The 19634-nt window shown below is 70.1% G+C and carries 22 protein-coding genes and 1 tRNA gene; 9 read left to right on the plus strand and 14 right to left on the minus strand.

All coding sequences use genetic code 11. The features are described from left to right. The first annotated feature begins 25 nt into the window (after positions 1–25). From glpX to cuyB, 5 genes are all read left to right on the plus strand, one after another. Positions 26–1027, plus strand: coding sequence for a class II fructose-bisphosphatase (gene glpX, locus GGQ83_RS10390; protein ID WP_242535056.1), 1002 nt, complete (start codon positions 26–28; stop codon positions 1025–1027). Then, complete coding sequence (gene recJ, locus GGQ83_RS10395) at positions 1027–2787, plus strand: single-stranded-DNA-specific exonuclease RecJ (RefSeq protein WP_184383742.1); 1761 nt, start codon at positions 1027–1029, stop codon at positions 2785–2787. Before glpX ends, recJ begins: the two co-directional genes overlap by 1 nt. Before the next feature lie 196 nt (positions 2788–2983). Beyond that, on the plus strand, positions 2984–3676 hold the full coding sequence (locus GGQ83_RS10400) for a hypothetical protein (RefSeq protein WP_242535057.1): 693 nt from the start codon (positions 2984–2986) through the stop codon (positions 3674–3676). Between the two features lie 102 nt (positions 3677–3778). Beyond that, positions 3779–4534, plus strand: coding sequence for a sulfite exporter TauE/SafE family protein (locus tag GGQ83_RS10405; protein WP_184383743.1), 756 nt, complete (start codon positions 3779–3781; stop codon positions 4532–4534). Then, complete coding sequence (gene cuyB, locus GGQ83_RS10410; protein WP_184383744.1) at positions 4531–5229, plus strand: cysteate racemase; 699 nt, start codon at positions 4531–4533, stop codon at positions 5227–5229. Before GGQ83_RS10405 ends, cuyB begins: the two co-directional genes overlap by 4 nt. Here the strand turns inward: cuyB and GGQ83_RS10415 are convergent. The 5 genes from GGQ83_RS10415 to GGQ83_RS10435 all read right to left on the minus strand — a co-directional run bounded on the left by GGQ83_RS10415 (position 5214) and on the right by GGQ83_RS10435 (position 9226). Then, positions 5214–5702 (minus strand): nucleoside deaminase, encoded by a 489-nt coding sequence (locus GGQ83_RS10415; protein ID WP_184383745.1) that lies wholly within the window; start codon positions 5700–5702, stop codon positions 5214–5216. The two genes, cuyB and GGQ83_RS10415, sit on opposite strands and share 16 nt — an antisense overlap. Beyond that, positions 5699–6985, minus strand: a complete 1287-nt coding sequence (locus tag GGQ83_RS10420) for an ArgE/DapE family deacylase (RefSeq protein WP_184383746.1) — start codon at positions 6983–6985, stop codon at positions 5699–5701. The genes GGQ83_RS10415 and GGQ83_RS10420 overlap by 4 nt, the downstream gene beginning before the upstream one ends. Before the next feature lie 14 nt (positions 6986–6999). Beyond that, the gene (locus GGQ83_RS10425) at positions 7000–8568 is read right to left on the minus strand and encodes an ABC transporter substrate-binding protein (RefSeq protein WP_242535058.1); all 1569 of its coding nucleotides are present in this window, start codon (positions 8566–8568) and stop codon (positions 7000–7002) included. Positions 8569–8636: 68 nt separating this feature from the next. Then, a complete protein-coding gene (locus GGQ83_RS10430; RefSeq protein ID WP_184383748.1) occupies positions 8637–8852 on the minus strand; it encodes a hypothetical protein in 216 nt (71 codons plus the stop codon). A 23-nt stretch (positions 8853–8875) separates the two neighbouring features. Next, positions 8876–9226 (minus strand): ArsC family reductase, encoded by a 351-nt coding sequence (locus tag GGQ83_RS10435; protein WP_375781518.1) that lies wholly within the window; start codon positions 9224–9226, stop codon positions 8876–8878. 107 nt (positions 9227–9333) lie between these two features. Between GGQ83_RS10435 and GGQ83_RS10440 the strand changes: the two genes are divergently transcribed. Together GGQ83_RS10440 and GGQ83_RS10445 are read left to right on the plus strand one after the other, a co-directional pair. After that, on the plus strand, positions 9334–10191 hold the full coding sequence (locus tag GGQ83_RS10440) for an SDR family oxidoreductase (protein WP_184383750.1): 858 nt from the start codon (positions 9334–9336) through the stop codon (positions 10189–10191). Continuing rightward, positions 10188–10571, plus strand: coding sequence for a TspO/MBR family protein (locus tag GGQ83_RS10445; protein WP_184383751.1), 384 nt, complete (start codon positions 10188–10190; stop codon positions 10569–10571). The genes GGQ83_RS10440 and GGQ83_RS10445 overlap by 4 nt, the downstream gene beginning before the upstream one ends. 60 nt (positions 10572–10631) lie before the next feature. Here GGQ83_RS10445 and GGQ83_RS10450 read toward each other — a convergent pair whose 3' ends face one another. The 3 genes from GGQ83_RS10450 to GGQ83_RS10460 all read right to left on the minus strand — a co-directional run bounded on the left by GGQ83_RS10450 (position 10632) and on the right by GGQ83_RS10460 (position 11903). Then, positions 10632–11036, minus strand: a complete 405-nt coding sequence (locus GGQ83_RS10450; RefSeq protein ID WP_184383752.1) for a con-10 family general stress protein — start codon at positions 11034–11036, stop codon at positions 10632–10634. Positions 11037–11396: 360 nt separating this feature from the next. Continuing rightward, positions 11397–11687 (minus strand): hypothetical protein, encoded by a 291-nt coding sequence (locus GGQ83_RS10455; protein ID WP_184383753.1) that lies wholly within the window; start codon positions 11685–11687, stop codon positions 11397–11399. 21 nt (positions 11688–11708) lie between these two features. Then, on the minus strand, positions 11709–11903 hold the full coding sequence (locus GGQ83_RS10460) for a hypothetical protein (RefSeq protein ID WP_184383754.1): 195 nt from the start codon (positions 11901–11903) through the stop codon (positions 11709–11711). 150 nt (positions 11904–12053) lie between these two features. On the opposite strand from GGQ83_RS10460, the gene GGQ83_RS10465 reads away from it, so the two are divergent. Then, positions 12054–12518: a hypothetical protein gene (locus GGQ83_RS10465; RefSeq protein ID WP_184383755.1), complete on the plus strand. Its 465-nt coding sequence runs from the start codon at positions 12054–12056 to the stop codon at positions 12516–12518. Between the two features lie 3 nt (positions 12519–12521). Here the strand turns inward: GGQ83_RS10465 and guaA are convergent, their stop codons facing one another. From guaA to GGQ83_RS10495, 6 genes are all read right to left on the minus strand, one after another. Beyond that, positions 12522–14078, minus strand: a complete 1557-nt coding sequence (gene guaA, locus GGQ83_RS10470) for a glutamine-hydrolyzing GMP synthase (protein ID WP_223880770.1) — start codon at positions 14076–14078, stop codon at positions 12522–12524. A 50-nt stretch (positions 14079–14128) separates the two neighbouring features. Next, entirely contained in the window at positions 14129–14692 is a 564-nt protein-coding gene (locus GGQ83_RS10475) for a GNAT family N-acetyltransferase (protein ID WP_184383757.1), read from the minus strand. 15 nt (positions 14693–14707) lie between these two features. Continuing rightward, positions 14708–16015: an RsmB/NOP family class I SAM-dependent RNA methyltransferase gene (locus GGQ83_RS10480; RefSeq protein ID WP_184383758.1), complete on the minus strand. Its 1308-nt coding sequence runs from the start codon at positions 16013–16015 to the stop codon at positions 14708–14710. Positions 16016–16024: 9 nt separating this feature from the next. Further along, a complete protein-coding gene (gene guaB, locus GGQ83_RS10485; RefSeq protein WP_184383759.1) occupies positions 16025–17515 on the minus strand; it encodes an IMP dehydrogenase in 1491 nt (496 codons plus the stop codon). Positions 17516–17686: 171 nt separating this feature from the next. Continuing rightward, positions 17687–18367: an RlmE family RNA methyltransferase gene (locus GGQ83_RS10490; RefSeq protein WP_184383760.1), complete on the minus strand. Its 681-nt coding sequence runs from the start codon at positions 18365–18367 to the stop codon at positions 17687–17689. 9 nt (positions 18368–18376) lie between these two features. Continuing rightward, entirely contained in the window at positions 18377–19417 is a 1041-nt protein-coding gene (locus tag GGQ83_RS10495; protein WP_184383761.1) for a Ppx/GppA phosphatase family protein, read from the minus strand. A gap of 137 nt (positions 19418–19554) precedes the next feature. On the opposite strand from GGQ83_RS10495, the gene GGQ83_RS10500 reads away from it, so the two are divergent. Further along, positions 19555–19628: transfer RNA gene (locus GGQ83_RS10500), tRNA-Gln, on the plus strand. Positions 19629–19634: the final 6 nt, after the last annotated feature.

The following is a 19634-nucleotide window of genomic DNA, read 5'->3' on the forward strand; positions in this document are numbered from 1 at the left end:
GCGTCCACCCCCGGAGGAACGACCAATGAGCGAGACCGAAGCCAAGCCCATGATGCAGGTGGACCGCAACCTGGCGCTGGAGCTGGTGCGCGTGACCGAGGCCGCCGCGCTCTCCGCCAGCCGCTGGGTCGGCAAGGGCGACAAGAACGCGGCCGATGGCGCGGCGGTGGAGGCCATGCGCGCCGCCTTCGACAGCGTGGCCATTGATGGCACCGTCGTCATCGGCGAGGGCGAGATGGACGAGGCGCCGATGCTCTACATCGGCGAGAAGGTGGGGCTCTACGCCCGCTCGGGCGGCGGCATGCGCGCCGACATCGCGGTGGACCCGCTGGAGGGCACCAGCACCACGGCCAAGGGCGGCCCCAATGCCATGGCCGTGGTGGCGCTGGCCGGGCGCGGCGGCTTCCTGCACGCGCCCGACGTCTACATGGACAAGATCGCCGTCGGCCCCGGCCTGCCGGATGGCGTCGTGGACCTGGACCGCAGCCCGGAGGAGAACCTGCGCGCGCTCGCCGCGGCCAAGGGCGCCGAGGTGGGCGACCTCACCGTCTGCATCCTGGACCGTGACCGCCACAAGGACATCATCAAGGCCTGCCGCGCGGCCGGTGCGCGCCTCATGCTGATCCCGGATGGCGACGTCTTCGGCGTGCTGGCCGTGGCCCAGCCCGAGGCGGGCGTGGACATGTATCTGGGCTGGGGCGGCGCGCCCGAGGGCGTGCTGGCGGCGGCGGCGTTGCGCTGCATCGGCGGGCAGATGCAGGGGCGCCTCATCTATGAGGACGACACCCAGATCGAGCGCGCGCGGGAGATGGGCATCACCGACATCCACGCCAAGTATTCCATGGAGGAGATGGCCAAGGGCGATGTGATGTTCGCCGCCACCGGCGTCACCACCGGGCCGCTGCTGCGCGGCGTGCGCTTCTTCGCGGGCGGCGCGACCACGCATTCCATCGTGATGCGCAGCAAGTCCGGCACGGTGCGCTATGTGGAAGGCAACCACAATTTCCGCGTGAAGCCCATCTTCTGATGGAGATCGCGCTCGGGGTCGAGCGCAGCCTGAGCGGGCGGGCCTGGTATTGGCGCCCATATGAGGGGCGGATCGCGGCCGGGCTGTCCCAGCGCCTGGGCCTGCCCGAGCTGGTCGGGCGGCTGATGGCGGCGCGTGGCGTGGGCCTCGACGCCGCGCAGGACTTCCTGAACCCCACGCTGCGCGCCTTGCTGCCCGACCCCTCCGTGCTGCTGGACATGGACGCGGCCGCCGCGCGCATCGCGGACGCGGTGGCGCGCGGCGAGCGCGTGGCCGTCTATGCCGATTACGACGTGGACGGCGCGTGCTCGGGCGCCATCATGCTGCACGCCCTGCGCCAATGGGGGATCGCCGCCACCCACTACGTCCCCGACCGCCTGGCCGAGGGCTATGGGCCCAACGGCCCGGCCATCGCGCGGCTGGTGGCGGCGGGGGCGAACCTCATCATCTGCGTGGATTGCGGGATCGCCGCGCATGAGGCGCTGGCCGTGGCCGCCGGCCAGGCCGATGTGGTGGTGCTGGACCACCACAAGAGCGATGGCGCGCCGCCGCGGGTGGTGGCGGCGGTGAACCCCAACCGCTTCGACTGCCCCTCGGGGCTGCGGCAGCTTTGCGCGGCGGGGGTGGCCTTCCTGGCGGTGGTCGCCATCCAGCGCGAATTGCGCCGGCGCGGCTTCTTCGCGGCGCGGCCGGAGCCCGACCTTCGCCTGCTGCTGGACCTGGTGGCGTTGGCCACGGTCTGCGACGTGGTGCCGCTGGTGGGCGTGAACCGCGCGCTGGTGGTGCAGGGCCTGCGCGTGCTGGCGCGACGGGAACGCGCCGGGATGGCCGCGCTGCTGGACCTGGCCGCCGCGCGGGATGCGCCCAGCGCCCACACGCTGGGCTTCGTGCTGGGCCCGCGCATCAATGCCGGCGGGCGCATCGCGGCCCCCGACCTGGGCTTGCGCCTGCTGACCGAGGCCGACCCCATCACCGCCCGCGCCATGGCCGAGCGGCTGGATTCCGTGAACCGCGAACGTCAGGAGGTTGAGGCGGGCGTGCTGGCTTCCGCCATGCGCCAGGCGGAGGCGCAGCGCGAGGCGGGCCATGCCGTGCTGCTGCTGCATGGCGAGGGCTGGCACCCGGGCGTGGTCGGCATCGTGGCGGGGCGCGTGCGGGAACGCTTCAACCGCCCTGCCTGCGTGGCGGGTATCGCGGAGGGGGTGGCGAAGGGTTCGGGCCGCTCGGTGCCGGGCTTCGACCTGGGCGCGGCCGTGATCGCGGCGCGGCAGGCGGGGCTGCTGCTGGCGGGCGGCGGGCACGCCATGGCGGCGGGCTTCACCATCGAGGCCAGGCACCTGCCCGCGCTGCACGCCCTGCTGGACGAGGCGCTCGCCCCCGCGCGCGACCTGCCGGACATGGCGCCCATGGTGCTGGACGGCGCGCTGACGGTGCGCGGCGCCACGCTCGATCTGGCGCAATCCGTGGCGGGCCTCGGCCCCTTCGGCGCGGGCCATGACGAACCCGTGCTGGCCCTGACCCGCGCGCGCGTGGTGAAGGCGAGCCGCGTGGGGCGGGAAGGGACCACCATCCGCACCTTCCTTCAGGGCGAGGATGGCGGGCGGCTCAAGGCCGTGTGCTTCCGCGCGGGGGATGGCCCCCTGGCCGCGGCGCTGGATTTCCCTGGCGGGGCATTGAACCTCTGCGGCTACCTGCGGACGGAACATTGGCAGGACCAGGTGGGGGTGGGCTTCCATATTCTGGACGCGGCGCGCTGCTGACCGCAGCTTGTTCTGGATGCGTTCAGAATGTGTGAGAGAAAATTCCTGTAGATCACTGAAATTCCGGGAAGTCGCCCACCACGCGCGGTTGTGGTGCAAGAAAAATTTCAACCAAAGCCAAAAAGCCCTTTGCATGTGACAATTAACCTATGATTAAAATCACCTCGTGGCGTGGTAGGAATTAGGAGCACAATCCATGGGTGAAATTCTTCCTGTCATGAAGGGGCCTGTACTGGACCGAAAGGTGCGGGAATGCCTGGACCGCTGGCCCCAGCGCCCGCCCGGCATCGAGCCCTCGCTCAAGCAGCCGGGAACCTGGCTGAAGGCGCGCCCCGACAGCGCCTGCACCGTCCATCAACCCTATCTGAAGCTGCCGGGTTCCAAGCAGCTCAAGACCTTGCCGGATGGGCTCTACCTTCACTTCAGCCCTCGCCCGGACGAGCCTTATGTGGACATCCTCTGCATCGAGGCGTGCAGCACCTATCAGAACCTGCTGGACAAGCGTTCGCGTTTCGCGCCCTCCACGGGCTCCCTGCTCGCGGTATGTCCCGTGGACTGGCTGATGCAGCCCATCCGGCCCGGCAGCGCCATCCCGCGCTGGCGACTGATCCGCACCATCAACCATGAGCCGCGCGCGCCGCTCATCCTGCCGGTGCGCGATGCGCGGGTGCTCTTCGCGCTGCGGCCGCAGCACTACATGGGCTTCGTGTCCTCGCAGACCGCCCATGCCCATGAATTCTACTGCCCCATGGACGCGCTGATGGACGAGGGCGGAGACCAAAATCCTGCCCTGCGCGCCCTGATGGCCCGTGCCGCCGCCGCGGCCAACTTCATGGAACTCCCCGCCCGCGCCGAGGGCTGGGATGGCGCCGCGCTGGACAAGGATTGAGCAAAGGCCGCGCGCCGGCACCGCGACACGCACCGCCGGCGCATTCCCCAGGCAGCCGCTCCGGCCCATAAGAGGCGTCCCTCCCGGCCGAGGTCTCCCGCCTTGCTCATCACCGATCCCTGGTTCTACGCGCTCGCCATCCCGGCCTTCCTGCTGACGGGCATCAGCAAGGGGGGCTTCGCCTCGGGGGCGGGGAATGCCGCCGTGCCGCTCATGTCGCTGGCCATTCCGGCACCCCAGGCGGCGGGCATCGCGCTGCCGGTGCTGTGCGCCATGGACATCTCGGCGCTGCGCGCCTGGTGGGGGAAGTGGGACATGGCGCAACTGCGCGCCACCCTGCCGGGTGCGATGGTGGGCATCGGGGCCGGCAGCCTGGTCTTCGGCGCGCTGTCGGATGCGGCGGTGAAGCTCATCATCGGCGTCATCACGCTGGCCTTCATCGCCCGCAGCCTGTGGCTGGAGCGGGCGGGGGCCTCGCGCAAGCCCGCCGAAACCAGCCATGCCAAGGGCAATTTCTGGGGCGGCGTCTCGGGCTTCACCAGTTTCATCGCCCATGCGGGCGGGCCGCCGCTCGCCGTCTATCTCTACCCGCTGCGACTGGAGCGCGCGCGGTTGGCCGCCACCACCGTCTTCTTTTTCGCCAGCATCAACTACGTGAAGCTGGTGCCGTATTTCTTCCTGGGCGCGCTGTCCGTGCAGAATGTCCTGACCAGCCTGGTGCTGCTGCCGCTGGCGCCCATCGGCATCAGGCTGGGCGTCTGGCTTTCGTCGCGGGTGGATGACAAGCTGTTCTACCGCATCATCCACGTGCTGTTGTTCGTGACCGGCTGTCAGCTGGTCTATGAGGGGCTTCGATGACCAGGATCCTGGGTGTTTTGGGCGGCATGGGACCGCTGGCCTCGGCCGACTTCATGCGGCAACTGACCTTGCTGACGCCGGCGGAGGACGACCAGGACCATATCCCCACCATCCTCTGGTCCGACCCGCGCGTACCCAACCGCACCGCGGCACGCCTCGCGGGTGGTGAGGACCCGCTGCCCGCGCTGATGCGCGGCATCCGGGGCCTGGAGGCGGCCGGCGCCGGCGCCGTCGCGATCCCCTGCAACACCGCCCATGGCTGGTTCGACGACATGGCGGCACAAACCCCGCTTCCCATCCTGCACATCGTGGACGCGGCGCGGGCCGACCTGTTGCGCCAAGGCGTCACCCAGGGCCCCATCGGGCTGATGGGCACGGCGGGGACGCTGGCCATGCGGCTGTATCAGGAGCGCATCGGCTTCGACTGCCTCACGCCGAGCGAGGAGGAGATGGCGCGCCTCGTCACCCCCGCCATCGGCGCCGTGAAGGCCAACCGCGTGGAAGCGGCCTACGCCCCGCTGGCCGAGGCCGCCCGCCTGCTGCGCGCGCGCGGTGCGAAGGCCGTGGTGCTGGGCTGCACCGAGATCCCGCTCGGCATCGCGGCCGGGCCGGCGCTGGAATTTCCGGTGGTGGACACGGTGGCGGCCCTGGCGCGGGCGGCCATCCTCTGGTCGGGGCGTCAGCCCGTCCAGTAGCCCTGGTGGGGCCTCGCACCCTCGTCTTCCAGCAGCGGGCCCAGCACCGTGACGGGCTGGGCCGCACTCTCCAGCACCGCCCGGCAGGAGAGGGAAAGCCCGGCATTCTCAGGCTTGGCGTTCCGCAAATGCAGGATGGCGCCCGCCGAAAGCCCGTACACCACCCGTCCCAGCCCTGTGTAGAAGATGGCCGCCGCGCACATGGCGCAGGGTTCGCCGCTGGAATAGATGGTCGCCGCCCGCAGCCTCTCGCGCGGGATGCCGGCCGCGATCACCGCCCCGCAGGCGTTCATCTCCGAATGGGCCAGTGTACCGCCGCCGCCCGCGCCTTGCGTGGACATGCCCTCCGCCAGCACCGTGCCGTCAGCCCCGGCGATCACCGCCGCGAAGGGCCGGTCCCCCCGTGCCCGCGCCTCGCCGGCCAGGGCGAAGGCGCGGCGCAGCAGCACCAGGTCCAGCGCGCTCGCCGTCATGCGATGGGCTTCACCCCGCACCAGTCCGCGATGAAGGTGGCCATCGCCAGCGTGGTGGTCTTGAGGTGCGCGAGGTTCGTCCGCTCGTCGAAGGCATGCGCGCCCTCGCCCTTGGGGCCGTAGCAGAGGGCCGGGATGTCGAAATACAGCCCGTAGAAGCGCGTGTCGTTCACCGCCGTCGTGATTCGTGCCGGCATGTCCTCGCCGAAGGCGGTGCGGTGGGCGTCGGCCAGCACGGCCTCGGCCTCGGTGCCGGGTTCCAGCACATAGCCATCGGCCAGGAAGCCGTGCCAGAGGATGTCGGGCGGGTTGTTGGCCAGGAAGTTGTTGGACCGCGCGGCGGCCGCCACGGCGCGCTCCACCCCGGCGCGCGCCTCGGCCACATCGGTGCCGGGCAGCAGGCCGATGCGGCAATCCACCTCGCACCAGGCGGGCGTGGAGCTCGCCCAGTCGCCGCCGCGGATGATGCCCGGGTTGAACTTCACCGGGTCCGGCACGTCCTTGTACCAGGGGTGGGATTTCGCGGCCTCGTTCACCGCCGCCGTGTGGTCGTAGAGCGCCTGGATGAGGTGATAGGCGCTCATGATCGCGTTGCTGCCGGTCTGCGCCACGGCCACATGCACGGGCACCCCGCGCACGCGGATGCGGAACCACAGCGTGCCGGTGTGGGCGCGGGTGATGGTGCCGCCGGTGGGCTCCGGGATCAGGCAGGCATCGGCGCGGTAGCCGCGCAGCAGCGTGGCGAGCGCGCCGTTGCCGGTGCTTTCCTCCTCCGTCACGGTCTGGAGATACACGTCGCCGCAGGGCGCGTAGCCCGCGCGCGTGACGGCCTCCATGGCGAAGCACATGGCCGCCACGCCCGCCTTCATGTCATGCGCGCCGCGCCCATACATCCAGCCATCATGGATGGCGGCGGCATAGGGCGGGTGGCTCCACATCTCGTGCGGCCCCTCGGGCACCACGTCGATATGGCCCTGGATGATGAGGCTGCGGCCCGTGGCGGGCTCGGCCCGCTTCGTCGCCACCACCTGCATGGACAGCGCCGGGTCCACCTCCACCATGGGGCTCGCCTTCGGGTGGTCCTTCAGCGGCACGTCGGCGATGGAGAAGCGGTCCACCACATAGCCGCGCTGCGCGAACCAGCGCGCGATATGGTCCTGCAGGGGCCCCTCGCGCCCGCGCAGCGAGGGGTGGCGGACGATCTCGGCCAGGAAGCGCACCTGCTCGTCGAAGCCCGCCTCCACCGCTTCGGAGAGGCGCTGGAGGATCGCTTGGTCAGCCATGGGACGGGTCCTGTTCAGGCCGGGGTGGCCAGGATGGCATTGGTGTAGAAGAGCGGCGAGGGGTCATAGCGCACGCGGTTCCGCAGCCCCGCCCAGTTGTTCCGCAGGTAGTGGACAGGAATGATGCCGAGGTCCGAGGTCAGCGCGCGCATGGCCTGCTGGGTCAGCGCGGTGCGGCGCGCCTCGTCCATGGTGCGCAGCGCCTCTTCCAGCGGGCGGTCCAGCTCGGGGTTGGAGTAGAGCAGGCGGTTGAAGGGGCCGACGCCGGTGGCGGGGTCCCGCGTCATGGCCACCTGGCGCATCATGTTGGCGGCGGTGCTGGTGGTGAAGGTGGCGAAGATCACGGAGAATTCGCGGGCCGTGGCGCGGCTGTAGAAATTGGCCGGCGGCAGCACCTCCACCCGCGTCTCGATGCCCGCGCGCGTCCAGCCCTGGGCCACGGCCTGCAGCAGGTCCGCATCGCCGGGGATCCAGCCATTGGGGCCATGGATGTTGAGGCGGAAGCCCTCGGCCCAGCCCGCCTCGCGCAGCAGGGCGCGGGCGCGGTTCACGTCATAGGGCATCTCCGGCAGGTCCGGCACGCGGTCGGGCAGGGAGGGGGCGGCGAACTGGTTGGCCGGCCGCCCCTGGCCCTGGAACAGCCGCTCCACGATGCCCTGGCGCGGGATGGCGAGGCTGAGCGCCTGGCGCACCCGCACGTCGCGCAGCGGGTTGCGCTCCAGCGGCTGGCCCGCGCGGTTGAACATGTGCGGCGCCGGTTCGCGCACCGTGTCGGGCATGATGTAGCTGGTGGTGACGCTGTCCACGCTGAACAGCGCGATGCGCGGGTCGTTGTTGAAGCGCGGGATGTCCTGGAAGGGGACGTTGTCGATCAGGTCCACATCGCCCGCCAGCAGGGCCGCGCTGCGCGCGCCGGCATTGGTCAGGAAGCGGAAGACGGCGCGCGGCCAGGGCGCGGTCTCGCCCCAGTATTCGGCGTTGCGCTCCACCTCCAGCCGCTCGCCCTGGGCGTAGGAGACGAACTTGTAAGGCCCGGTGCCGATCATGCCCCGGCCCGCGTTGAAGTCGGCCAGCGTCGCGTTCGCGTGGATGCGGCGCGAGAGCATGTGGATGGAGATGATGTCGCGCGGGAAGAAGGGCGTGGGCGCGCTGGTGTGGAAACGCACCGTCACGGGGTCCACCACCTCCACGCGGCGCACGCTGCGGACCATCGGCGTGAAGGGGCCGGGCGAGTTGGGCACCTGGGGCACGCGCTCGAAGCTAAAGGCGATGTCCTCGGGCTCGAAGGGCGTGCCGTCGTGGAAGCGCACGCCGGCGCGCAGTTTGAACTCCCAGGTCAGGTCATCCACGACCCGCCAGGATTCCGCCAGCCGCGGGCGCAGGCTGCCATCGGTGTGCAGCAGGACCAGCGTCTCGAAGATCTGGCCCAGCAGCGCGTTGTTGTTGTTGGTGCTGTGGAAATGCGGGTCCATGCCCGTGGGGATGCCGGCCATGCCGACCGTCAGCGGACGGTTGGGCTGGGCCAGCGCCGCCCCCGCGGGCAGGGCAAGGAAGGGCGAGGCGAGCAGGGCGCGGCGTTGCATGGGAAGGGGCTCTCGATCCGGCGGTGAACGATGCCATGCCATGCGGAGGGCCGGCCCCTGTCAAGCCGTCACTCCACGCGGCGCCGGAAGAACAACAAGGGGATGCCGACGCCCGCCACCAGCGCGCCCAGCAGCATCCACTTGATCCAGGGCTGGTAGTGGGGCGCGCCGAACTTCTCCAGGAAGATGATGAAAATGACCGTGGCGCCGATGATGCTGAAGCCCACGAATCGGCCCGCGATGCTGACCTCGTGCCGCACCTGGCCCGCGCTTGTCTGGTCCATGTTGTCCTCCCTGTCCCGAAAGTTCAGTTGGGGCCGAGCGCGGCGGTGTAAAGCTCAGGCTTGAAGCCCAGCAGCCGCCGGTCGCCCAGGTCCAGCACGGGCCGCTTCACCATCGAGGGCTGAGCCAGCATCAGCGCCACGGCGCGCGCCTCGTCGAGGTCGCCGCGTTCGGCCTCGGGCAGCTTGCGGAAGGTGGTGCCGGCGCGGTTCAGCAGCGCCTCCCAGCCCAGCTCCCGCACCCAGCCGTGCAGCAGGGCAGGGGGCAGGCCGTCCGTCTTGAAGTCATGGAAGCGGTAGTCCACCCCCGCCTGGTCCAGCCAGGCGCGCGCCTTCTTCACCGTGTCGCAGTTGCGGATGCCGTGCAGCGTGATCAATGGCCGCGTCCTCGCCCTTTGTGCCGTGGCCAGCATGACGCCTTTCGGGGGTGCCGTGAAACCGGCTTCTGCGTCCGGCGTTGCCGTTGCACACCCGGAGCATTCCCATGGCCAAGCAACCCCCGCAGCATCAGGACCACCAGCCCGGCAGCGAGGCCGAGATGACGCCGCGCCCGCGCAGCTTCATGGAGGACTGGCCCGGCGGCGACGCGCTGGCGGGCAAGACCGCCATCATCAGCGGCGGCGATTCCGGCATTGGGCGCGCGGTGGCCATCGGCTTCGCCAAGGAGGGGGCCGATGTGGTGATCCTCCACAAGGAGGAGCACGAGGACGCCGCCGAGACCCTGCGCCACATCGTGGAGGCCGGCGGCCGCGGCCACGCCATCGCCGGCGACATCGGCGACCCGCAATTCTGCGCCCGCGCGGCGGCGGAGGCGGTGGAGTTCCTGGGCGGGCGCGTGGACATCCTGGTGAACAACGCGGCCGAGCAGCACCCCTGCGACGACTTCGCCGAAATCCCCATCGGGCAGGTGGACCGCACCTTCCGCACCAACATCCTGGGCATGTTCTGGCTGACCAAGGCGGTGCTGCCGCACATGCCCAAGGGGTCCGCCATCATCAACTCCACCTCGGTCACGGCCTACAAGGGCAGCCCGCAGCTGGTGGACTACGCCTCGACCAAGGGCGCCATCGTGGGCTTCACCCGCAGCCTGGCGCTGGCCTTGTGGGAAGACCGGCAGATCCGCGTGAATGGCGTGGCGCCGGGCCCGATCTGGACGCCGCTGATCCCCTCCTCCTTTGGCGAGGAGCGCACGTCCAAGCACGGTTCGGGCGTACCGATGGACCGGCCCGGCCAGCCGGACGAGGTGGCGCCCTGCTACCTCTTCCTCGCCGACCCGCTGCGCTCTTCCTACATGACGGGCCAGGTGCTCCACCCGAATGGCGGCACGGTGGTGAACGGGTGAACCGGGCCCAATGGTATGCCGGGCTGCGCAAGCCCGGCTGGAAGCCGCCTGACTGGGCGGTGCCGGTGGTCTGGGGGGTGCTCTACCCCATGATCCTGCTGGCCGGCTGGCTGGTGTGGCGCCGCGTGGGCTGGGGTGCCGAGATGGCCGCCTGGACCGCGCAGATGGTGCTGAACTTGGCCTGGCCCGCGGTGTTCATGGGGCTGCGTTCGCTGGGTGGCGCGGTGGCGCTGGCAGCCCTGCTGTGGCTGTCCATCCTGGCCTGCGTGGTGCTCTTCGCACCGGTCAGCGCCTGGGCCGCGGGGCTGATGCTGCCCTATCTGCTCTGGGTGGGCTTCGCCGTGGCGCTGACCGAGGGCATCCGGCGCCGCAACCCATAGAAAAAGGAAAAGGGCGCGAGGCATGGCCCCGCGCCCAGATCCGTCCCGCTGATCAGGAGATCAGCTGCCGCGGCCGCCACCCTGACTGGCCTGGCCACCCTTGCGCCCGGCCTCGGCGGCGCGTCCGCGGTCCTGGGCGAAGTTGCCGCCACCCGACTTGGAGCCATCGCCACCACCGGACTGGTTGCCGCCCGACTGGTTTGCGCCCGACTGGTTGCCGCCGGAATGGCTGGCCTGGCCGCCCTTGCGCCCGGCTTCGGCGGCCAGCGCATGATCCTTCGAGAAGGAGCGATCCCCGGGCGCCACGCTCTGCCCGCCCTTGCGGCCGGCTTCCGCGGCCAGTTCAGGGTCCTGCGAGAAGCTGCGCTTCTCGGCCGGCACACTCTGCCCACCCTTGGAGGCGATCTCACGCTGTTTGTCGTCATCCATCGCGGCGAAGCCGCGTTCGCTCTTCTGGTCAGCCATAATGTATTCCTCCAGTTGATCTGGCCCGCCTTAACGGCGGACATGAGATCAACCAGTCAGAATTGGTATAGTTCCTCGATGAACTGTGATGAAATATGTAAAGAGATTAACGGTGACTGGACACCACCGTGAGCTTGGCAGTTTTCGACGGATATTATTTAAAATGAATTTTAATTTTTCATTTTATTGGAAATGAGTGGCCGATAAAGGCGTGGGACCGCGGGGACCATGCAAATGCCCCGACTGCGCTGGACGCGATTTTGGCGGGGGCAGAGGCCGTTGTGGGAAGCTGGCGGCGGAGGGGCGACCCATGTGGCGCATCAGGGCCCGAAAAGGCCCGCAGCGTTCGCGAACACCCTCTCAGCGATACCCGTAGGAGTGCATGGTGCCCAGCGTGCCACCCAGCGCCGCCAGTGGGCATGAAAGCCCGATCGCGGCACCCAGGGGCTTGAACCGCTTCCTCTCCGCGTCGCGTGTCATGGGCTCCGTCCTCGCCCCCAGGATGAGCAGCGCCACGCCGGTGATGATGAGAGGCCCCACCAACGCCGAGACGACGGACCAAGTCCTGATCGAGGCCACACCCTGCGCGACGAACTGGATGCGCTCGGAGATGCTGGGCCAGGATATGAATGATTGCGGCGACGGGGCCATCAGCCCCGACGCCCACGCGCCTCAGCCGCGCGTCTTGTCGCGGGTTTCCGCCCCGGGCTTGCCGCCCAGGCGGCCGGCTTCCGCCACCCGGTCATGCTCCTGCGAGAAATGGCGGGCGATCCCGGGCGAGGGGTTGGGCTCCTGGCGCGGAACACCGGTGAATTTGGGCTCGGCCAAGGCGGGATCGGGCCGATGGTCCTGCTTCTTCTGGGCCATTGTGGGGTTCCTCCTGTGTGGGCCGCGGCATGGCGCGGACAAGGGAAGAACCGGCGGAGGGGGCGGGTGGTTTCCCGACCTCTGCCCGATGTCATCCATTCCTTTCCATGATATTCCTCAATTCAGAGCCGATTGAGAAGGACGAGGCGCATGGCGCTGCTGGGACGGGCGAATTTCGCCTGGCAATCGGATTATGGGCAATTCCATGTCATTGACACGGAAGATACCGGCTTCAGCCCGCCCGTGACCATCACGCCCGAGATGGAACGTCGCGGCCTGCATGTGCCGGAGAGCGGCCTCGTCATCTACACCCAGGACTGCCTGCAGCAGCACATCCGCATCGCCATCCATGGCTCGGAGCCCGCGCCCTCCGCCGCCGAGCCCATGCGCGGCCGGGCCTGGACGCGCGTCGAGACGGTGCGGGCGCGGTTTCCCTACCGCACCTTCACCCTCATCAGCCCCTCGGCGCCGGATGTGCTGCCCTGCGGCCCCTTCTTCGCCCTGCCGGCGAGCGACGTGATGGTACGGATCAGCTGGATGGAGTTCGAGGGCAGCCGCGACGACAGCCTGCCCGTCGAACCCGACGTGATCCAGCTGGAGTTCTGGCCTGCCTGAGGCCTACTCCCACTCGATCGTCCCCGGCGGCTTGCTCGTGATGTCATAGGTCACGCGGTTCACGCCGCGCACCTCGTTCACGATGCGGTTGGACACCCGCGTCAGGAAGGACATGTCGAAGGGATAGACATCAGCCGTCATGCCATCGGTGCTGGTCACGGCGCGCAGGGCGCAGGCGCTGTCATAGGTGCGGCCATCGCCCATCACGCCCACGGTCCGCACCGGCAGCAGCACGGCGAAGGCCTGCCAGATGGCGTCATAGAGGCCCGCCGCGCGGATTTCCTCCAGGAAGATGCTATCCACCTTGCGCAGGATGTCCGCCTTCTCCCGCGTCACCTCGCCCGGGATGCGGATGGCGAGGCCAGGCCCGGGGAAGGGGTGCCGGCCCACGATCTCCTCGGGCATGCCCAATTCGCGGCCCAGCGCCCGCACCTCGTCCTTGAACAGGTCGCGCAGCGGTTCCACCAGCTTCATCCGCATGCCGGCGGGCAGCCCGCCCACATTGTGGTGCGACTTGATGGTGACCGAGGGGCCGCCGGTGGCCGAGATGCTCTCGATCACATCCGGGTAGAGCGTGCCCTGGGCGAGGAAATCCGCGCCGCCGACCTTGTTCTGCTCCTCCTCGAACACCTCGATGAAGAGGCGGCCGATGGTCTTGCGCTTCACCTCCGGGTCCGTGACGCCGGAAAGCTGGCCCAGGAACAGGTCGGACGCGTCGCGGTGCACCAGCTTGATGTTGAAGCGGTCGCGGAAGGTCGCCACCACCTGCGCGCTTTCGTTGGCGCGCATGAGGCCATGGTCCACGTAGATGCAGGTGAGCTGGTCGCCGATCGCCTCATGGATCAGCACGGCGGCCACCGAGGAATCCACCCCGCCCGAGAGCCCGCAGATCACCCGGCCATTCCCCACCTGGGCGCGAATCCGGGCCACCGCCTCGGCGCGATAGGCGCCCATGGTCCAGTCGCCGCGGCAGCCGCAGACGCCCTGGGCGAAGTTCTGCAGGAGCTGGGCGCCATGCGGGGTGTGGACCACCTCCGGGTGGAACATGGTGCCGTAGAAGCGGCGGGCGTCGTCGGCGATCACGGCGAAGGGCGCCCCCTCGCTGCTAGCCACCACGCGGAAGCCCGGCGGCAGCTTCGTGATGCGGTCGCCATGGCTCATCCAGACCTGTTCGCGCGCGCCGGGCGCCCAGATGCCCTTGGTGATGGCGCATTCGCCGGTCACATCCACGAAGGCGCGGCCGAATTCCTTGTGGTCGGAGCCCTCGACCAGGCCGCCCAGATGGTGCGCCATGGCCTGCTGCCCGTAGCAGATGCCCATCAGCGGCAGGCCCATCTCGAAGACCTCGGCGGGGGGGCGGGGGCTTTCGCCCTCGTTCACGCTGGCTGGCCCGCCGGAGAGGATGATGCCCTTGGGCGCGAATTCCCGGATTCGCGCCTCTGGGGCGGCGTTGAAGGGCCAGATCTCGCAATAGACGCCGGATTCACGCAGGCGGCGCGCGATGAGCTGCGTCACCTGGCTGCCGAAATCGAGGATAAGGATGCGATCGTGCTGGCTCATGGCCGCTTGGACCATTTTTCCCCGCGCCGCTCAAGCCGCCGCGTCGCGGGTCAGCGCGGCAGCTTGGTCGTGGCCGTCGCCGTCAGCAGGGTGTGGATGGGGTCCCAGGCATAGGCGAGCTGCTGGACGGGCTGGCCCGCGAAGCTCAGCCCCTCCCGCGCCACCAGCCGCGCGCCCAGCCTTTCGTAGAACCAGCGGGACGGGTTGCCCTCCAGCACCCAGGCGAAGGCCGATTGCGCACCGAGCGAAGCCAGGTGCGAGGCGGTGGCGCGCATGAGCCGCCGGCCGATGCCACGCTCGCGGAAATCCTCCAGGAGGTAGAGCGTCTCGATCTCGCCCTCGGCCAGCCCCTCGCGGCGGGAGAGGCCGCCAGTGGCGAAGCCCACCACGCCCGAGCCCGCGGCCTCGTTGCCATCCGCCACCGCCACGAAGCCCGCATGGCCGCCGCGGCGCAGCATCATGGCGCGTTCGTATTGCGCGGCCTCCTGCGACACCGAGATCCCCGCCAGGTAGGCATCGGGCAGTATGCCGGCATAGGTCCCGCGCCAGCAGGCCAGGTGCACCAGGGCCATGCCCTGCGCGTCGCCCGGGCGGGCGCGCCGGATGGTGACCACCTCGCGCGCCGCCCGTCAGGCCGCGCGCGTGAGCACGGCGCAGAAGAAGCCGTCCGTGCCATGCGCGGCGGGGGAGAGCAGCAGATGCGGGCCAGGGCAGGGGGCATCTCCCGGCAGCCCGGCCTCGGCCCAGGCCTCGGCGAGGGGCACCGTGCCGAATTCGGGCCGGGCGTCGAGCAGATGCTGAACCTGCAATTCATCCTCCTCGGGCAGCAGCGAACATGTCGCGTAGATGAGCCTACCCCCAGGCTTCACCAGCTGCGCCGAGATTGCAAGAATTTCACGTTGCTTGGCGAGCAACTCCGCGAGGTCCTCCCCCGTGGTGCGGCTGCGCGCATCGGGGTTGCGGCGCCAGGTGCCCGTGCCCGTGCAGGGGGCATCCACCAGCACGCGGTCGAAGGTGCCGGCGCGGCGCTTGGCGAAGCGGTCGCCCGGGGTCAGCAGGTGGGTCTCGGCGTTGTGGACGCCCGCACGCCGCAACCGCTTCGTCGCCCCCTCGAGTCGCGGGGCGGAGACGTCGCAGGCGGTGATGCGGCCCTGGTTCTGCATGTCGGCCGCGATGGCGAGCGTCTTGCCCGCCGCCCCCGCGCAATAATCCAGCACCCGCATGCCCGGCCGCGCGGCGACCAGGGCGGCGATGAGCTGGCTGCCCTCGTCCTGCACCTCGATCAGCCCCTGGAGATAGGCGGGGCTGGCCGCGATGGGCGCGCGGTGGGGCAGGCGCAGCCCGTGGGGCGAGAAGCGCATGGGCTCGGGCTTCAGCCCCTCGGCGCGGAGCGCGGCCAGTGCCGCCTCGCGGTCGCCGCGCAGCCGGTTGGCGCGCAGGTCGAGGGGGGCATTGGCCTCCAGCGCCGCGGCCTCCTCGGCCAGGGTCGCGCCGAATCGGGCTTGCAGGCCGGGATAGGCCCATTCGGGCAGGTTCAGCCGTGGCGCCTCGGGCATGGCCTTGCCCGCCAGCGGCTTGCCCACCAGGGCCTGGGCCACGCCCAACTCGCCCACATCGAGGCTGCCCGCGCCATAGCGCCCGCCCTCAAAGCGGCGCCCGGCTTCGGTGGGCTTCAGCCCCTCCACCAGGATCAGATGCGCCAGCACCAGCAGGCGCGGCGTGATGCGCGCGCCGACCTCGGCCAACCACCATTCCAGGCGAAGCCGCTGCCGCAGCACCCCCCAGGCGAGGTCCGAGATGAAGCGGCGGTCGCTGCCGCCGATGTAGCGCCGCGCGCGGAAGAAATCCGCGGCGATGGCATCGGCCGGGCGGCGGGGCTGGTCCAGCACCGCGTGCAGCAGGTCAATGGCGGCGGCGTGCCGGCCTTCGGGGGTCACGGCCGGGGGTCAGCCATCGGCGCGGTAGTTGGGGGCCTCGCGCGTCACCGCCACGTCGTGCACATGGCTTTCGCGCAGGCCGGCATTGGTGATGCGGCGGAAGCGGGCGTTCTTCTGCAGGTCGGTGATGGTGGCCGAGCCCGTGTAGCCCATGGCCGCCTTCAGCCCGCCCACCAGCTGGTGGATGACCGGCCCGACGGGGCCCTTGTAGCCCACCTGGCCCTCGACGCCCTCGGGGACGAGCTTCAACTGGTCCTGCACCTCGGCCTGGAAGTAGCGGTCGGCGGAGCCGCGCGCCATGGCGCCCAGGCTGCCCATGCCGCGATAGGATTTGTAGCTGCGGCCCTGGTAGAGAAAGACCTCGCCGGGCGCCTCATCCGTGCCGGCGAAGAGGCTGCCCATCATCACGCATTCGGCGCCGGCGGCGATGGCCTTGGCGATGTCGCCCGAGTTGCGGATGCCGCCATCGGCGATGGCGGGCACGCCCTGTTCCTTGGCCGCCGCCGCGCATTCCAGCACGGCCGTCAGCTGCGGCACGCCGACGCCGGCCACGATGCGCGTCGTGCAGATGGAGCCCGGCCCGATGCCGATCTTCACCGCATCCGCGCCCGCCTCGATCAGCGCCAGCGCGCCCTCGGGCGTGGCCACATTGCCCGCCACCACCTGCACGGTGTTCGAGAGGCGCTTGATGCGCTCGATGGCCTTCAGCACCCCGCCCGAATGGCCGTGGGCGGTGTCCACGATGACGACATCGGCCTCGGCGGCCACCAGGAGTTCGGCACGCTTGAAGCCGTCCTCGCCCACGCCGGTGGCGGCGGCGGCGCGCAGCCGGCCCAGCGCGTCCTTCACCGCGGCGGGGTGGGCCTCGGCCTTGTCCATGTCCTTCACGGTGATGAGGCCCACACAGCGCCCCTGCTCATCCACCACCAGCAGCTTTTCCAGGCGGCGGCTGTGCAGCAGGGTGCGCGCCTGCTCGGCCGTGACGCCGGGGTGGGCGGTGACCAGGCGTTCGCGCGTCATCAGCTCATAGACGCGCTGCTTGGGGTCGGTGGCGAAGCGCATGTCGCGGTTGGTGATGATGCCGACCAGGCGGTTGGTGCCGGGCTCCACCACCGGGAAGCCGCTGATGCGGTGGGCGGCCTTGAGCGCCAGCAATTCGGCCAGCGTCTGGTCCGGGTGGACCATGACGGGGTTCACCACCATACCGCTCTCGAAGCGCTTCACGCGGCGCACCTGCTCGGCCTGCTCCTCGGGCGTCAGGTTCTTGTGGATGACGCCGATGCCGCCCCGCTGGGCCATCGCAATCGCCATGGGCGCCTCGGTCACCGTGTCCATCGCCGCCGAAATCAGGGGGATGTTCAGCGCAATCTCGCGCGTCATCCGCGTGCGGGTGTCCGTCTGGCTGGGCAGGACCGTGGAATAGGCCGGCAACAGCAGAACATCGTCAAAGGCATAGGCCTCGGCGATGCGGATGGGCTGGGGGGAGGTGATGTCTGCCATGGGCGGGGGCCTTTCGGGCGGTCACGCGCGACCTTGGCGCGCTCCCTTAACCCCCGCGTCCCATGCGGGCAAGGGAGGTTTGGAGTGCGATCCGCGAAGGCGGTATCGCCGGAGCGGTGAATCGCCCTCCCAGCCAAGGCTGGACCGTGATCCGCGGCGGCGGATCAGGGTCTAGGGACGGAACCCTGTGGCCACGACATAGGTCTCGCTCGATTCCTTGCGGCTGGCGGGCGGCTTGGCGTGCCGGACCTCGGCGAAATGGGTTTTCAGGCGTGTCAGCATGTCGCGCTCGGCGCCACCCTGGAACAGCTTGGTCACGAAGGCGCCGCCCGGGTTCAATACGCGCAGGGCGAAGTCCAGCGCCAGTTCTGCGAGCGCCGTGATCCGCAGATGGTCCGTCGCGCCATGGCCCGTGGTGTTGGGCGCCATGTCCGACAGCACCACATCGGCCGGGCCGTCCAGGGCTGCCAGCACGGCGCGCTCTGTCGCCTCGTCCTGGAAGTCGCCCTCCAAGATGGTGGCGCCCGCCACGCCGTCCATGGGCAGCAGGTCCAGCGCCACCACGCGGCCATGCGAACCGACGCGGCTCATCGCCACCTGGGTCCAGCCGCCCGGGGCCGCCCCCAGATCCACCACGCGCTGGCCGGGCTTGAGCAGCTTGAAGCGGTCATCCAGCTCGGTCAGCTTGAAGGCGGCGCGGGACCGCCAGCCGGCCTGCTGGGCCGCCTTCACATAGGGATCGTTCAACTGACGCTGGAGCCAGCGCTGGCTGGCCGTGGTGCGGCCGCGCGCGGTCTTGAGGCTGGTGTGCGTCTGGCGCTTTCCAGGAGAAGGCGGGCGGGGAGGGGACATGGGCCGGGCTTACGCCGCCCCGCGCCCGCCGTCACCACCTCTTCCCTCCGCTCGGCCGCCATCGCCGCGCATCAGGCGCATCAGCATGCCCTCGCGCAGGCCACGGTCGGCGACCGTCACCTCCGGCATGGGCCAGAGGCGGCGGATGGCGGCATAGACGGCGCAGCCGGGCAGCACGAAATCCGCCCGTTCCGGCCCCACGCAGGGGTGGGCCACCAGCCCGGCCCGGCCCATGGCGAAGAGGGTTTCCAGCGCGTCATCGGCGGCGTCGGCGTTGATCCGTTGCCCGTCCACCAGTTGCCGGTTGTAGCGGGGCAGGGCGAGCACCACCCCCGCAAGCGTGGTGACGGTGCCCGAGGTCCCGATCAGCCGCACGCCCCCCGCGCGGATTTCCTGGCCGATGCAGTGCAGCCGGTCGAAGGCGGCCAACCGGTCCGCGATGTCGTCCACCACGGCGCCGAAGCCGCGGGTGGTGAAGCAATCCTCGCCTTCCGACAGCGTCACCACGCCGCAGGGGATGGAGAGGTAGCCGATGAGCTCCGGCCGCGGCCCTGTGCGAATCCAGGCGATCTCGGTCGAGCCGCCGCCGATGTCGAAGAGGATGGCGCGGCGGTCCCCCCGCTCCAGCAGGGGGGCGCAGCTTTCCATCGCAAGCTCGGCCTCCTCGCGGGGCGAGATGATGCGCGGGCGCAGACCCGTCTCCAACGCGGCGCGGGTCAGGAATTCCTGACCGTTGCGGGCGCGGCGGCAGGCTTCCGTGGCAACGGCGGCCAAGCGCCGCACGGGGCGGCGTTCCAGCCGGTCGGCGCAGGCGGACAGCGCCGCCAGGGTGCGCTCCATCGCCGGCTCGGAGAGGGTGCCGGAGCGTGCCAGGCCCTCGCCCAGCCGCACCACGCGGGAAAAGCTCTCCACCACCCGGAACCCGCCGCGCACGGGCGCACCGATCAGCAGCCGGCAATTGTTCGTGCCCAGGTCCAGCGCCGCGAAGAGCTGTGGCGGGGGGGCGCGGAGGGGGGAGGCGCCGGACAGGGGCTGAAGGGAGGGGGGCATGAAGGGACACTATATGGTGTTCTTTGTCATGATCCCGAAGTGTTTCATCCGCTGCAAGGGGAAAGCGGGTTGGCAAGGCCGCGGGGCTTTGGTATCCACCCGGCCGAGCCAACGGCACCCCGGATGTGGGTGCCCGTTGGGGGATAGTTTAACGGTAGAACTCCCGACTCTGACTCGGGCAGTCTTGGTTCGAATCCAGGTCCCCCAGCCACTTACC

This window comes from Roseococcus suduntuyensis (assembly GCF_014196305.1).
GTDB classification, from domain to species: Bacteria; Pseudomonadota; Alphaproteobacteria; order Acetobacterales; family Acetobacteraceae; genus Roseococcus; species Roseococcus suduntuyensis.